Source organism: Blastococcus litoris (assembly GCF_003075095.1).
GTDB classification, from domain to species: Bacteria; Actinomycetota; Actinomycetes; order Mycobacteriales; family Geodermatophilaceae; genus Blastococcus_B; species Blastococcus_B litoris.
In genome coordinates this window covers 16,572-30,523 of the sequence record NZ_QCZF01000011.1, presented here as the reverse complement: position 1 = coordinate 30,523, position 13,952 = coordinate 16,572, and the positions used below count along the sequence as shown (strand labels likewise).

Annotated in this window: 12 protein-coding genes and 3 tRNA genes; 3 read left to right on the top strand and 12 right to left on the bottom strand. The window is 72.9% G+C overall.

Features of this window, described 5'->3' with window-relative positions; genetic code table 11:
- Window positions 1–14: 14 nt before the first annotated feature.
- The 9 genes from DCS98_RS19670 to DCS98_RS19635 form a co-directional block, all read right to left on the bottom strand.
- Window positions 15–1,700 (bottom strand): sodium:solute symporter family protein, encoded by a 1,686-nt coding sequence (locus DCS98_RS19670; protein WP_116453097.1) that lies wholly within the window; start codon window positions 1,698–1,700, stop codon window positions 15–17.
- A 24-nt stretch (window positions 1,701–1,724) separates the two neighbouring features.
- Complete coding sequence (galK, locus tag DCS98_RS23385; RefSeq protein WP_206340357.1) at window positions 1,725–2,894, bottom strand: galactokinase; 1,170 nt, start codon at window positions 2,892–2,894, stop codon at window positions 1,725–1,727.
- Window positions 2,891–3,976, bottom strand: coding sequence for a galactose-1-phosphate uridylyltransferase (gene galT / locus DCS98_RS23380; protein ID WP_206340356.1), 1,086 nt, complete (start codon window positions 3,974–3,976; stop codon window positions 2,891–2,893). Before galT ends, galK begins: the two co-directional genes overlap by 4 nt.
- 154 nt (window positions 3,977–4,130) lie before the next feature.
- Window positions 4,131–4,203: transfer RNA gene (locus DCS98_RS19660), tRNA-Glu, on the bottom strand.
- A 102-nt stretch (window positions 4,204–4,305) separates the two neighbouring features.
- Window positions 4,306–4,378: transfer RNA gene (locus DCS98_RS19655), tRNA-Glu, on the bottom strand.
- 49 nt (window positions 4,379–4,427) lie between these two features.
- Window positions 4,428–4,499: transfer RNA gene (locus DCS98_RS19650), tRNA-Gln, on the bottom strand.
- Window positions 4,500–4,566: 67 nt separating this feature from the next.
- Window positions 4,567–5,799: a CPBP family intramembrane glutamic endopeptidase gene (locus DCS98_RS19645; RefSeq protein ID WP_164704671.1), complete on the bottom strand. Its 1,233-nt coding sequence runs from the start codon at window positions 5,797–5,799 to the stop codon at window positions 4,567–4,569.
- The gene (gene gltX, locus DCS98_RS19640) at window positions 5,796–7,289 is read right to left on the bottom strand and encodes a glutamate--tRNA ligase (RefSeq protein WP_116453095.1); all 1,494 of its coding nucleotides are present in this window, start codon (window positions 7,287–7,289) and stop codon (window positions 5,796–5,798) included. Before gltX ends, DCS98_RS19645 begins: the two co-directional genes overlap by 4 nt.
- The gene (locus DCS98_RS19635) at window positions 7,286–8,098 is read right to left on the bottom strand and encodes a fumarylacetoacetate hydrolase family protein (RefSeq protein WP_116453094.1); all 813 of its coding nucleotides are present in this window, start codon (window positions 8,096–8,098) and stop codon (window positions 7,286–7,288) included. Before DCS98_RS19635 ends, gltX begins: the two co-directional genes overlap by 4 nt.
- Before the next feature lie 55 nt (window positions 8,099–8,153).
- On the opposite strand from DCS98_RS19635, the gene DCS98_RS19630 reads away from it, so the two are divergent.
- Together DCS98_RS19630 and DCS98_RS19625 are read left to right on the top strand one after the other, a co-directional pair.
- Entirely contained in the window at window positions 8,154–8,534 is a 381-nt protein-coding gene (locus tag DCS98_RS19630) for a VOC family protein (RefSeq protein WP_116453093.1), read from the top strand.
- A gap of 119 nt (window positions 8,535–8,653) precedes the next feature.
- The gene (locus DCS98_RS19625) at window positions 8,654–8,983 is read left to right on the top strand and encodes a putative quinol monooxygenase (protein WP_116453092.1); all 330 of its coding nucleotides are present in this window, start codon (window positions 8,654–8,656) and stop codon (window positions 8,981–8,983) included.
- A gap of 1 nt (window position 8,984) precedes the next feature.
- Here the strand turns inward: DCS98_RS19625 and cimA are convergent, their stop codons facing one another.
- Window positions 8,985–10,586: a citramalate synthase gene (cimA, locus tag DCS98_RS19620; protein WP_116453091.1), complete on the bottom strand. Its 1,602-nt coding sequence runs from the start codon at window positions 10,584–10,586 to the stop codon at window positions 8,985–8,987.
- A gap of 215 nt (window positions 10,587–10,801) precedes the next feature.
- Here cimA and DCS98_RS19615 point away from each other — a divergent pair, with 215 nt between their 5' ends.
- Window positions 10,802–11,203 carry a hypothetical protein gene (locus DCS98_RS19615; protein WP_116453090.1) on the top strand — a complete coding sequence of 134 codons (402 nt, stop codon included), beginning with the start codon at window positions 10,802–10,804 and terminating at the stop codon, window positions 11,201–11,203.
- Here DCS98_RS19615 and DCS98_RS19610 read toward each other — a convergent pair.
- Together DCS98_RS19610 and serA are read right to left on the bottom strand one after the other, a co-directional pair.
- Complete coding sequence (locus DCS98_RS19610; protein WP_116453089.1) at window positions 11,200–12,222, bottom strand: 3-isopropylmalate dehydrogenase; 1,023 nt, start codon at window positions 12,220–12,222, stop codon at window positions 11,200–11,202. The genes DCS98_RS19615 and DCS98_RS19610 overlap by 4 nt on opposite strands.
- Before the next feature lie 16 nt (window positions 12,223–12,238).
- Complete coding sequence (serA, locus tag DCS98_RS19605; protein WP_116453088.1) at window positions 12,239–13,840, bottom strand: phosphoglycerate dehydrogenase; 1,602 nt, start codon at window positions 13,838–13,840, stop codon at window positions 12,239–12,241.
- Window positions 13,841–13,952 lie beyond the last annotated feature (112 nt).

The window sequence follows — 13,952 nt, the reverse complement described above, 5'->3', positions numbered from 1 at the left end:
GAGTGCCTCCTGGCTCAGCGGAAGATCAGGTTCAGGGCGATGACCATGACCAGCGAGATCCCGGCCAGCTTCGTGGGCGACCGGTACCAGGGCAGCCGGCTCGCCTCCGGGTCGGTGCGCTGCTCCTTCGGCGTCTCGGAGTAGACGAGCCCGACCAGCTCGGCGGCCGGCTTCGGCGCGGTCACCTGCGTGACCAGGACGCTGACGACGATGTCGACGACGAAGGCCGCGCCGGCGGCGACGAAGCTCGCACCCTGGCCGCTGAGCGGGATCACGCCCGTGGACAGCGCGCCCAGCGAGTCCTCGCTCAGCACGGCGACCAGCACCGCCGCCAGGGTGCCCGACACCAGACCGGTCCAACCGGCGGTCGGCGTCATCCGCTTCCAGAACATGCCGAGGATGAACGTGGCGAACAGCGGCGCGTTGAAGAAGCCGAACAGCGTCTGCAGGTAGTCCATCAGGTTCGTGTAGCCCGACGCGATCAGCGCGGTGCCGATGGCGATCACGGTGGCGCCGACCGTCGCCCAGCGCCCGACCTTCAGGTAGTAGCCGTCCGGCCGGTCCTTCTTCACGTACTGCTGCCACAGGTCGTAGCTGAAGACGGTGTTGAAGGCCGAGATGTTGGCGGCCATGCCGGCCATGAAGGCGGCCAGCAAGCCCGCCAGCGCGACGCCCAGCAGGCCGTTGGGCAGCACGTCGCTGATCAGGTAGAGGATCGAATTGTTGTAGTCGAAGTCCGGATCCCCGGACGCCTTGGCCTCCACGACCTCCGGCACCAGGACCGTGGCGATCATGCCGGGGATGACCACGATGAAGGGGATGAACATCTTCGGGAACGACCCGATGATCGGCGTCGCCCGCGCGGCGGAGATCGAGTGCGTGGCCATCGCCCGCTGCACCTCGACGAAGTTCGTCGTCCAGTAGCCGAAGGACAGCACGAACCCCAGGCCGAAGATGATGCCGACGACCGACCAGAACGGGCTCTCGAAGCCGGTCAGGTTGGTCGCGGGCCAGGACGAGAGCATGTCCTCGTTGCCGGCGTCGGTGATCTCGTCGATCAGCCCGCCGACCCCGCCCACCCGGTGCAGGCCGATCAGGGTCAGGGGCAGCAGGGCCGCCACGATGACGAAGAACTGCAGGACCTCGTTGTAGATGGCGGCCGACAACCCGCCCAGCGTGATGTAGCTGAGCACGACGATGGCGGCCACGATCAGCGAGACCCACAGCGGCCAGCCCAGCAGCAGCTCGACGATGTGCGCCAGCAGGTACAGGTTGATGCCGGCGATGAGGACCTGGGCGACGGCGAAGCTGATCGCGTTGACCAGGTGCGCCCCGGTGCCGAACCGGCGGCGCATGAACTCGGGGACGCTGCGGACCTTCGACCCGTAGTAGAAGGGCATCATCACGACGCCCAGGAACAGCATGGCCGGGACGGCGCCGATCCAGAAGTAGTGCATCGTCGCCATGCCGAACTGGGCCCCGTTGGCCGACATGCCGACGATCTCGACCGCGCCCAGGTTCGCGGAGATGAACGCCAGGCCGGTCACCCATGCCGGCAGCGACCGCCCGGAGAGGAAGAAGTCGAGGCTGTCGGACACGCGCCGGCGGGCGGCGAACCCGATGCCCAGGACGACGGCGAAGTAGGCCGCGACGAGCGCGTAGTCGACGACGTTCGCGTCGAGCTGCAGGGAGCCGTCCATCTCAGATCCTCTTCTCGGATGCGGTCACGCGAGCCGTCGCGCCCCGGCGGACGGGACGGTGACGAAGGTGCGGGGCGCGGGGGCTCCCTCGCGCTCGAAACGGGTGGTGACGGCCGCGGTGACCGCGTCGACCGCGTCGGCGTCGACCAGCGCGATCGCGCTGCCGCCGAAGCCGCCGCCCACCATGCGGGCGCCGTGCGCGCCCGCATCGAGGGCCGACTCGACGATCGCGTCCAGCAGCGGGACGGAGATCTCGAAGTCGTCCCGGAGCGACTCGTGGCCGGCCGTCAGCACGGGTCCGATCGTCCGGGGATCGGCGTCCCCGCGCAGCGCGGAGACCACCTCGAGCACGCGGGCGTCCTCGGTGACGATGTGCCGCGCCCGGCGCAGCAGCAGCTCGCCCTCGGCCGTGCCGTCGGACAGCACGGCGAGCCGGTCGACGTCCTCGACCTCGCGGAGGAGGTCCACGCCCAGCCGCCGGGCGGCCTCCTCGCACTCCCGGCGCCGGTCGCCGTAGCCGCCGCCGGCGTGCTCGTGCGTGACGCCCGAGTCGACGACGAGCAGCGCGAGGCCGGCGCCGGCGAGATCCAGGGGCACCTGCTCGCTGGACCGGTCGCGGGTGTCGAGGAACAGGGCGTGACCGGCGGTGCAGAGCACGGAGGCGGACTGGTCGAGGATCCCGGTCGGGGCGCCGACGAAGTCGTTCTCCGCACCGCGGGCGATCTCCACCAGGTCGGGCCCGTCCAGCTCCGGGGCGACGAGGTCGCGCAGGGCCAGGGCGACCGAGCAGGTCAGCGCTGCCGAGGACGACAGCCCCGCCCCGACCGGGACCTCGCTGTCGACCAGGACGCTGATGCCGCCGGGGAGCCGGTCGCGCAGGCCGGTGACGACCCCCGCCGGGTACCCGGCCCAGCCCTCGGGGCTGCCGGGCGCCAGGTCGGCGAGGTCGAGTTCCACGGCCCCGCCGTCGTCCTGCAGGGAGGCCGCGGCGAACCGTCCGTCGCCGCGCCGGGCGACCGCCGCGCGCGTGGTGTGCTCGAGGGCGATCGGGAGGACGAAGCCGCCGTTGTAGTCGGTGTGCTCGCCGATGACGTTGACCCGGCCGGGCGCCGCCCAGACCCCCTCGGGCTCCCCGCCGAACCGCGCGGTGAAGGCCTCCCGCGCGCGGTGCGCGGCGTCCTGGTCGGAGCTCACGGCAGCACCACGGCGCGCAGCTGCTCGGCGACGTCCTCGGGGTCGGTGTCGGTGATGAAGGCGCCCATCCCGGACTCGGAGCCGGCGAGGTACTTCAGTTTCCCGGGCGCCCGCCGGAACGAGAACACCTGGAGGTGAAGCCACCAGTCCTCGCGCCCGACGTGCACCGGGGCCTGGTTCCAGGACGCGATGTAGGGCATGGGCGTGTCCATGCGGTGCGCGAACCGGCCGAGGACGTCGAGGTAGACGTCGACGAAGGCGTCGCGTTCCTCGCCGGTGAGCGAGGGGATGTCGGGCACCCGCCGGGTCGGGAACAGCTGCACCTCGTACGGCCAGCGGGTGGCCGCCGGGACGAACGCCGTCCAGTGCTCGTTGGCGGTGACCACGCGGGGACCCGACCGCTCCGACCCGACCACCTCCGCGAAGAGGTCGCCGCCGGTCGCCTCGCGGTGCCGGCGGACGGATGCCTGGATCCGCTCGATGCGGGGCGGGAGGTACGGGTAGGCGTAGATCTGCCCGTGGGGGTGCGACAGCGTCACCCCGATCTCCTCGCCGTGGTTCTCGAACGGGAAGACGTACTCGATGCCGTCGATGGCGCTGAGCGCCTCCGTGCGGTCGGCCCAGACGTCGACGACCAGGCGGGCCCGGTCGTGGCCGAGGTCGGCGAACACGCGGTCGTGGTCGTCGGTGAAGCACACGACCTCCGCCCGCCCGAAGCCCGGCCGCAGCTCCGCCAGCGGCGCTCCCGGCGCGGTGGGCGGGACGTCCCGCTCGACCCCCGTCGCCAGCGACGGGAACCGGTTCTCGAAGACGACGACCTGGTAGCTGCTCTCGGGGATCTCCGTGGGCCGCCCCGGGCTCGAGGGGTCCAGGGGGCACTCGTCGGCCGGGGGCAGGTAGGTGCGGCTCTGCCGGTGCGAGGCGATGGCGACCCACTCGCCGAGCAGCGCGTCGTAGCGCAGCTGCGAGCGGTTCGAGACGGCGGGCAGGTCGCGGGTGTCGACGGCCTCGCGCTGGGTCGGCTCGCGGTCGAAGTACAGGATCTCCCGGCCGTCGGCCAGACGACGGCTCGTGCGGATCACTGCGGCGCCACCCCTCCTCGTCGGCCGGATCACCGAGCGTGAGGGGCCGCATCGACGCTAGTCCGCCCGGTGATCACGGGCCACTCCGGGGTGACGGGTTCACCGGAAACGGCGAGAGCCCCCGACCGGTGAGGTCGGGGGCTCGCGCACGGTGTAGCCCCGAAGGGATTCGAACCCTCGCTACCGCCGTGAGAGGGCGGCGTCCTAGGCCGCTAGACGACGGGGCCGTGCCCCCACAGTCTGCCACGCTGCCGGGAGCGGGCGTGCACGGGGCCGGACCCGGAGACGCCGAGAGCCCCCGGCCGTGGAGGCCGGGGGCTCTCGATGCGTAGCCCCGAAGGGATTCGAACCCTCGCTACCGCCGTGAGAGGGCGGCGTCCTGGGCCGCTAGACGACGGGGCCGTGCGGGTGGTGCCGGAGGAATCGTGCTGCCAGGACGTCAGCTTCCTCGCTGGGGTACCAGGACTCGAACCTAGACTAACGGAACCAGAAACCGTCGGGCTGCCAATTACCCCATACCCCATGGGTGGCACCTCGCGGCGCCGGAGAAGACTCTACCTGACGCCTCCCGGCCGGACGGGCACCCCCCTTCAGCGAGCCGGGACCGGCACGGCCGCGACCGGCCACCGCAGGTCGACGGCCGCCGTCCGGGTCTCCGGGAGCAGCCGGCGACGGGACCGGGCGACGACGGCGACGTAGGCGCCCATGGACGCCAGGCTGAGCAGCGCGAAGCCGATGCCGATGCCCGCCGGGACCTCCTCCGTGGCGACGCCCTCCCCGAGGGCGCCGGCCAGGACGAAGACGAGGACGTTGTTGACCGCGTGGAGCACGATGGCCGCCTCCAGCCCGCCGGTGAGCCAGACGACGGCCGAGGCGGCCAGGCCGAAGGCGAACCGGTCGAGGAAGGTCAGGGCGTCCTGCGAGCCGTGCGCGGCGGCGAACAACAGCGCGCTGATCACCGCGGCGAGCACGGCACCGGCCTGCGGCGCCCGGATCCAGCCCGCGACGGCCTGGCTGAGGTAGCCGCGGAAGACGTACTCCTCGGCGGCCGACTGCAGCGGTGTCGTGAGCAGGACGACGACGAGCAGCCAGCCGAAGGACGCGGTCGGTCCCGTGACCTCCTCCTCCCCCACCGTGAACGTGACCAGCACCGACAGCCCGATCCCGACCCCCAGGGTGGCCAGGGCCATCAGCGCGTACGGCGCGAACAGCCGCCGGCGCAGGCGGGCGAGCACCGATGACGACCAGCCGCGTCCCATGCCGTGCGCCACGGTCCAGACCATCCACACGCACGGGATCGCGACGATCAGCGACGCGTTGAGGAACAGCAGCACCCAGGGATCGGTGAGCCCGTCGACCGCGAGGTCCGGGAGGGTGCCGGGGTCGGCGCCACCGGCCAGCAGGCCGAGGACGCCGGCCACGGCGGTCGCGATCGACAGCGCGAGGTACACGACCGACAGCAGGAGCAGGCCCAGCAGCGGCCGCCACCACGCCCAGTCGCGCGCCCGCATGGCCTGCAGGAACGTCTGCGGGACGTCGTGCGGCGGCGTCCCGGCCGGCGGCGCCCAGCGGACCGCGGGGGGCGGGGGCGCGGGAACCCAGCCGGGCGGGGCCCACTGCCCGGGGCCCCACGCCTGCGTCCCCCACCGCGCCACAGCCCAGGGCGGCGGCTCCGGCGGCAACGCCCACGGCGGGGGGTGCGGCGGCCAGGGCGGGGGCAGGACCGCCGGCCCCCGCACCGGTCCCTGCCAGGGCTCGGGGCGGCGCGTGGGCGGGGGGCCGTCGTAACGCTCGGCGAGGGGCTCCTCCCCCGGTCCGGTCATCCGGCGGCAGGACCGGCAGCGCCCCCCACGACGGCGCGGGCAGCGGCCAGCCGCGCCAGCGTGCGGTCGCGGCCGAGGAGCTCGATCGACTCGTACAGGGGCGGGGAGACCGTGCGGCCGCTGATCGCCACGCGGACCGGCCCGAAGGCCTGGCGCGGCTTGCGGCCCAGGCCGTCGACCAGCGCCGACTTGAGGGCCTGCTCGATCGCCTCGGTCGACCAGTCGGTCTCCTGCAGGGCCGTCGTGGCGGCGTCGAGCACCTCGGCGGCCTCCGGGCCGGCCAGCTGCTTCTCGGCCGCGGCCGGCTCGATGTCGACGTCCTCGACGAACAGGAAGCGCAGCAGGCCGACGGCCTCGGAGAGGACGATCATCCGTTCCTGCGCCATCGGGGCGATGACCTCCAGGACGCGCCGCTGCTCGGCGGTCGGCTGCTCCTCGACCAGGCCGGCCGCCGACAGGTACGGCGTCACCCGCTCGATGAACTGCTCGACCGGGAGCGCGCGCAGGTGCGTGGCGTTGATCGCCTCGGCCTTCTTCAGGTCGAAGCGCGCCGGGTTGGCGCTCACCCGCGTGACGTCGAAGGCCTCGACCATCTCGGCCGTCGAGAAGATGTCGCGGTCCTCGGCGATGGACCACCCGAGCAGGGCCAGGTAGTTCGCGAAGCCCTCGGGGAGGAACCCGCGCTCGCGGTAGATGTCCAGGTTGGACTGCGGGTCGCGCTTGGACAGCTTCTTGTTGCCCTCGCCGGTGACGTAGGGCAGGTGGCCGAAACGCGGGGTGCCCTGGGCGACGCCGATGTCGGTGAGGGCGGCGTAGAGGGCCAGCTGGCGCGGCGTCGAGGGCAGCAGGTCCTCACCGCGGAGGACGTCGGTGATCTCCATCAGCGCGTCGTCGACCGGGTTCACGAACGGGTAGAGCGGGGCCCCGTTGCCGCGCACGAGCACGAAGTCGGGGACCGACCCCGCGGCGAAGCGCACCTCGCCGCGCACCAGGTCGGTCCAGACCAGGTCCTCGTCGGGCATCCGCAGGCGGAGCACCGGCTCGCGCCCCTCGGCGCGGAAGGCCGCCTTCTGCGCGTCGGTGAGGAACCGGTCGTGGTTGTCGTAGCCGAGCTTGGGGTCCTGCCCGGCCGCCCGCCGGCGGGCGTCGACCTCCTCGTTGGTGGAGAAGGACTCGTAGGCGTGCCCGGCCGCGAGCAGCTTGGCGGCCACCTCGCGGTAGATGTCGTGCCGCTCGGACTGCCGGTACGGACCGTGCGGTCCCCCCGCCTCCGGGCCCTCGTCCCAGTCGAGCCCGAGCCAGCGCAACGAGTCGACGATGTGCCGGTAGGACTCCTCGGAGTCGCGCGCGGCGTCGGTGTCCTCGATCCGGAAGACGAAGGTGCCGCCCGTGTGCCGGGCGTGCGCCCAGTTGAACAGCGCCGTCCGCATCAGGCCGACGTGCACCATGCCGGTGGGCGACGGGCAGAAGCGGGTGCGGACACGGCTCATCGGGCGCCGCCCGCCGTCGAGACGCCCTCGGCGGCGGCCACGCCGTTGGTCAGCGAGCCCAGCCCCTGGATGGTGACCTCCACCTGCTGGCCGGGCCGGATCGGCCCGACGCCCGACGGCGTCCCGGTGAGCACGACGTCACCGGGCAGCAGCGTCATGACCCGGGAGATGTAGGAGATCAGGGTGGGCACGTCGAAGATCAGCTGGCTGGTGCGGCCCTGCTGGCGGGGCTCGCCGTCGACGGTGCACGTGACCTCGAGGTCGGCGGGGTCGAGCCCCAGCCCGGGGAGGTCGGTCTCGATCCACGGGCCGATCGGGCAGAACGAGTCGAAGCCCTTGGCGCGGGTCCACTGCCCGTCGCTCTTCTGCATGTCCCGCTCGGTGACGTCGTTGCCGATCGTGTAGCCGAAGATGCTCGCGCCGGCCTGCTCCGGCGTGACGTTGCGGGCGCCCCGGGCGCCGATGACCACGGCCAGCTCGGCCTCGTGGTGGACGTTGGTGCTGCCGGGCGGGATGCGGATCGCGTCACCGGGGCCGATCACCGCCGTCGACGGCTTCAGGAACAGCAGCGGCTCCTTGGGGGCGTCGCCGGTGTTCATCTCCGCGATGTGGGCGGCGTAGTTCTTTCCGACGCACACCACCTTGCTGGGGAGGATCGGCGAGAGCAGCCGGATGTCGGCCTGCGCGAAGCGGGCGCCGGTGAAGGAGATGCGGCCGAAGGGGTGGCCCTCGATCTGGGCCACCTGGCCGTCCCCGTCGAGGACGCCGAAGGACATGCCCTGGGGCGAGGCGAAACGGACGATGCGCACACGGCGAGGTTAGTCGCCGGGCGGGGGCCGCCCCGGCGCCCTACCGTCTACCGCCATGGCCTGCCGCTTCTCCGAGCTCGTCGTCGACAGTCGCGACCCCGAGGCGCTGGCCGCCTTCTGGGCCGCCGTCCTGGACTACCGGGTCCTGGGCCGGGAGGACGACGGCGCGGTGGAGATCGGGCCCGAGGTCGGCTTCGGCGGCGCCGCACCCACTCTCGTGTTCGCGCCGGTGCCCGACCCCACGCCCGGGAAGGTGCGGCTGCACGTCGACGTCAACCCGACCGATCGGGACCAGGACGCCGAGCTGGAGCGGCTGCTGGGGCTGGGCGCCACCCGGACCGACGTCGGGCAGACGCCGGAGATGAACTGGCACGTGCTCGCCGACCCGGAGGGCAACGAGTTCTGCCTGCTGAAGCGGCGCCTCGACCCGCTGTGACACCGTCGGCCTCCGGCCGACACCGCGGCCAGGTGCCGTACCCCCGTCCCGCTGAGCCGTCTCGTCGTGGCTGCGCGGAGCCCTTCGGGCCCCGCTCGCCACGACAGTGAGGAACTCCCGTGATTCTCATCGTCGTGAAGATGCCCGTCCGGCCCGAGCGCGAGGACGAGTGGGCGGCGCTGGCCGCCGACTACGCCCGCGCGGTGAACGCCGAGGAGGGGAGCCTGTTCTTCGAGTGGTCGCGCAGCGTCGAGGAGCCGGGCACGTGGGTGTGCGTCGAGGGGTTCCGCGACGCCGACGCCGGGGCGGCCCACGTCCGCACGCAGGCCTTCACGGACTTCGTCGAGAAGGCACCCGACCTGGTGGCGGCCCAGCCGCAGATCATCTACGTCGACGCCGCCGACGTCCCCGGCTGGGGACCGATGGGCGAGATCCAGCCGCGCGGCTGACTCACCCGGCCGTGGACGGCCGGCGCAGGACGGCGTAGGCGAGCGCGTCGACCAGCGCGTGCCACGAGGCCTCGACGATGTTGGCGTGGACGCCGACGGTGGTCCACTCCCCCACCCCGTCCGTGGTGTCGATGAGCACCCGCGTGGTCGCGCTGGTGCCGCCCTTCCACCCGAGGATGCGGACCTTGTAGTCGGCCAGCGACACGTCTGCCAGCTGCGGGTAGCGGCTGACCAGCGCCTGGCGCAGCGCGTTGTCCAGGGCGTTGACCGGCCCGTTGCCCTCGCCGGTGCTGATGACCCGCTCGCGGGTGCCGTCGGGGTTCGGCAGGTGCACCTTCACCGTCGCCTCGCTGACGACCACCCCGTTGCCCCAGTGCTCGACGGAGGTGCGGTAGCTCTCCAGCTCGAACAGCGGCGGCGGCGCCTCGGGCAGCTGCGCACGCAGCAGCAGCTCGAACGACGCGTCCGCGGCCTCGAACGACCAGCCGTCGGCCTCGAGCACCTTCACCTGGTCGACGACGCGGCCGATCGCGTCGCCGTGCCCCGCGAGGTCCACGCCGAGTTCCCGGCCCTTGAGCTCGACGGAGGCGCGGCCGGCCATCTCGGTGACCAGGATGCGCATGTCGTTGCCGACGACGGCCGGGTCGAGGTGGTTGTAGAGCTCGGGGCGCACCTTGATGGCGCTGGCGTGCAGACCCGCCTTGTGGGCGAACGCGGAGGCGCCGACGAAGGGCTGGTGCTCGTCGGGGGCGATGTTGGCCAGCTCGGCGATCGCGTGGCTCACCCGCTGCAGCTCGGGCAGGCACTCCGCCGGCACGACGGGCAGACCCATCTTGGTGACCAGGTTCCCGATGAGCGCGAACGTGTCGGCGTTGCCGGCCCGCTCGCCGTAGCCGTTGGCCGTGCCCTGGACGTGCGTGACGCCCGCCTCGACGGCGGCGAGGGTGTTCGCCACCGCGCACCCGGTGTCGTCCTGGCAGTGGATGCCGAGCCTGCCGGCCGTCCGCGAGCGCACCTCGGCGACCACGCGGCCGACGCCCATCGGCAGCATCCCGCCGTTGGTGTCGCACAGGACGCCCACCTCGGCTCCCGCCGCGAACGCCGTCTCGAGGACCCGGACCCCGTAGTCGGGGTCGGCGGCGTAGCCGTCGAAGAAGTGCTCGCAGTCGAGGAACACCCGGCGGCCGTGCGCCACGAAGAACTCGACGGTGTCGGCGACCATGGCGAGGTTCTCCTCGAGCGTGGTGCGCAGCGCCTCCCGCACGTGCCGGACGTCGGACTTGGCGACCAGGCACACGACCGGCGTCTCGGCGTCGAGCAGGGCGCGGACCTGCGGGTCCTCCTCGACGCGGACCCCGGCCTTGCGGGTCGCCCCGAACGCGACCAGCTGGGCGTGCCGCAGCTTGAGCTCGGCGCGGGCACGCGCGAAGAACTCGGTGTCCTTCGGCAGGGCCCCCGGCCAGCCGCCCTCGATGAACCCCACCCCGATCTCGTCGAGGAGCCGCGCGACGGCGAGCTTGTCGGCCACCGAGTAGCTGACGCCCTCGCGCTGGGCGCCGTCGCGCAGGGTCGTGTCGAAGACGTGGAAGTCGGTGCTGGTCATGGGGACTCCTGGAGCGGTGATCCGGCCCGAACACGAAAAAGACCCCCCGGGTACGGGAGGTCGGCGCGCAGTCGGGGTGGTGACTGCGCGCTAGCTGATGATGATCGTGCCGACGGTGTGCATCGCCACCATGAAAGCACGCTCACCCGCGCCGTGGCGGTCCCCCGCCCCGGAAATCGGAGGACGGGCGACCTGCGGCCAGGTAGACAACCCCGGTGATCCCGACGGACTGGCACCCGGTGCACCGCCCCGAGGACGGCGAGCACGTCGGCTACCTGGTGCCGGACGGCTCGCCGGACCTCGTCGTCCCCACCACCCTGGTGGGGACGGCGCTCGGGCCGGCCCAGGAGCGGGCGACGGCGACGGCGCACCTGCGATCGCACGGCCTGGCCGCGCTCGACCGCCGGTGGTGGTGCCGGCTGCCGGCGCCGCTGACCGACGGGACCGACGCCGGGCAGCCCGCGGAGGAGTGGGCCTGGTCGGCCGTCGTGCTGGTCGAGGCCTCGCCGACCGGCTGCCGGGTCAGGCTCGAGTGGGGCGAGCCCGCCGAGCTCCGGGCGCAGGCCCGGCTGCCCGTGCCGGTGGGCGACCTGCTCCTGACCGATCCGCCGGCCTAACCCCCGGCGAGGGCGGCGAGCCGGTCGCCCACGTCGGTGGTGCGCACCGGTCCCTGCGGCGAGCGGGTGGAGAGGTCGAACGCCACGGCGGCGTTGACCTTCCTCGCCTGCTCGGTGCGGCCCAGGTGCTCGAGGAGCAGACCGACGGAGAGCACCGTCGCGGTGGGGTCGGCGATGCCCTGCCCGGCGATGTCCGGGGCCGAGCCGTGCACCGGCTCGAACATGCTCGGGTTGGTGCCCGACGCGTCGAGGTTGCCGCTGGCGGCCAGCCCGATGCCGCCGGTCACCGCCGCAGCGACGTCGGTGACGATGTCGCCGAAGAGGTTGTCGGTGACGATCACGTCGTAGCGGCCCGGGTCGGTGATGAAGAACATCGAGGCGGCGTCGACGTGCTGGTAGGCCACGGTGACCTCGGGGAACTCCGCGGACACCTCCTCGACCACCCGCGACCAGAGCCCGCCCGCGTGGGTCAGCACGTTGGTCTTGTGGATCAGGGTGAGGTGCTTGCGGGGGCGGGCGACGGCACGCTCGAAGGCGTAGCGGACCACCCGTTCGACGCCGAAGGCGGTGTTGAGGCTGACCTCGGTGGCGATCTCCTGCGGCGTGTCCTTGCGCAGGACCCCGCCGTTGCCCACGTAGGGCCCCTCGGTGCCCTCGCGGACGCAGAGCATGTCGATCGGTCCCGGGTCGGCCAGCGGGCTGGTGACGCCGTCGTAGAGCTTCGCCGGGCGCAGGTTGACGTGGTGGTCGAGCTCGAAGCGCAACCGCAGCAGCAGGCCCCGCTCGAGGATGCCCGGCGGGACGCTCGGGTCGCCGATCGCGCCGAGCAGGATCGCGTCGTGCCCGCGCAGCTCGTCGAGGACGGTGTCGGGCAGCAGCTCACCCGTCCGCTGCCAGCGCATCGCGCCCAGGTCGTAGTGCGTGGGCTCGATGTCGGGAGCCACCTCCCGCAGGACCTTGAGGCCCTCGGCCACCACCTCGGGGCCGATCCCGTCTCCGGCGATCACTGCCAAGCGCATGCGGACGACTCCTGGTTCAGAGGGGGTTGAGGTCGGCGGCCCGGGCTTCGCGGGCACCGATGCGGACGGCGATGTCGCCGAGCAGCTCGGTCGGCACGGGGCTGTCCACGGTCACGGCCATGAGCGCCTCTCCCCCGCGGGTGGTGCGGCTGACCTGGGCCCCGGCGATGTTGATGCCGGCCTCGCCCAGGGCCGCGCCCACGGTGCCGACGACGCCCGGGCGGTCGGTGTAGACGAAGAACAGCAGGTAGCCCGACAGGTCGAGGTCCATGTCGAAGCCGAGCACCTCGACCAGCTTGGGCACCTGGTTCTTGCCGAAGAGCGTGCCCGAGACGGTGACCTCGGCGCCGTCGGCCATGGCTCCGCGCAGCGCCACGAGGTTCCGGTAGTCGGGGCTCTCGACGTCGCTGGTGAGACCGACGTCGAGGCCGCGCTGCTCGGCGAGCAGGGGCGCGTTCACGTAGGTGACCTGCTCCTCGACGACGTCGGAGAACACGCCCTTGAGCACGGCGAGCTGGAGCACCGAGTCGTCGAACTCGGCGAGCTTGCCGCGCACGTCGACGGTGACCGACTGGGCGAGGCCACCGGCGACGGCGGTGAAGACCCGGCCGAGCTTCTCGGCCAGCGGCAGGCCGGGGCGCACGTCCTCGGCGACGATCCCGCCGGCCTGGACGTTGACCGCGTCCGGGACGAACTCGCCCTGCAGGGCCAGGCGCACCGAGTGGGCGACCGCCGTGCCCGCCTTGTCCTGCGCCTCGGTGGTCGAGGCGCCGAGGTGGGGGGTGACGACGGTGTTCGGCAGGCCGAACAGCGGGCTGTCGGTGGTCGGCTCCGTGGCGTAGACGTCGAGCCCGGCCGCACCGACCTGCCCCGTCTTCAGGGCGTCGGCCAGCGCCGCCTCGTCCACCAGCCCGCCGCGCGCGGCGTTCACGATGATCACGCCGCGCTTGGTGGTGGCCAGCTCTGCGGCACCGATCAGGCCCACCGTCTCCGGGGTCTTCGGCAGGTGGACGGTGATGAAGTCCGATTCGCGGAGCAGCTCGTCCAGGGAGACCAGCCGGACGCCGAGCTGGGCCGCACGCCCGGCCTGGATGTAGGGGTCGTAGGCGATCAGGGTGACGCCGAACGCGGCCAGGCGCTGGGCCACGAGGACGCCGATCCGGCCCAGGCCGACGACGCCGACGGTCTTGCCGGTGACCTCGACGCCCATGAACGTCGAGCGCTTCCACTGCCCCTGGCGCAGGGTCGCGTCGGCAGCGGGGATCTGTCGGGCCGCGGCGAGCAGGAGGGCGACGGCGTGCTCGGCGGCGCTGACGATGTTCGACGTCGGGGCGTTGACCACCATGACACCGCGCTCGGTGGCGGCGGCGACGTCGACGTTGTCCAGGCCGATCCCGGCGCGGGCGACGACCTTGAGGTGGGGACCGGCGGCCAGCGCCTCGGCGTCGATCTGCGTGGCGCTGCGGATCATCACGGCGGCCGCGTCGGCCAGCGCCGGGAGCAGGGCCGACCGGTCCGCGCCGTCGACGTGCCGGATCTCGACATCGGCACCGAGGACCTCGAGCACGCTCGGGGCCAGCTCTTCGGCGATGAGGACGACGGGCCGCGGCGTGGTCACAGCGCGACAGCCTAGGAGCGTCCACCCAGTGGGACGACACCGCACCCGGAGCAGGGGGCGCTCGTCCACGCCGCGGAGCGGCACGCTTGTGCCCGTCCGACCGCCCCGACAT

What these genes read in the sequence shown, in the direction of transcription:
- DCS98_RS19670 (WP_116453097.1), bottom strand. Translation starts at nt 1,700, where the DNA reads ATGGACGGCTCCCTGCAGCTCGACGCGAACGTCGTCGACTACGCGCTC.
- DCS98_RS19645 (WP_164704671.1), bottom strand. Translation starts at nt 5,799, where the DNA reads ATGACCGGACCGGGGGAGGAGCCCCTCGCCGAGCGTTACGACGGCCCC.
- gltX (WP_116453095.1), bottom strand. Translation starts at nt 7,289, where the DNA reads ATGAGCCGTGTCCGCACCCGCTTCTGCCCGTCGCCCACCGGCATGGTG.
- DCS98_RS19630 (WP_116453093.1), top strand. Translation starts at nt 8,154, where the DNA reads ATGGCCTGCCGCTTCTCCGAGCTCGTCGTCGACAGTCGCGACCCCGAG.
- cimA (WP_116453091.1), bottom strand. Translation starts at nt 10,586, where the DNA reads ATGACCAGCACCGACTTCCACGTCTTCGACACGACCCTGCGCGACGGC.
- DCS98_RS19610 (WP_116453089.1), bottom strand. Translation starts at nt 12,222, where the DNA reads ATGCGCTTGGCAGTGATCGCCGGAGACGGGATCGGCCCCGAGGTGGTG.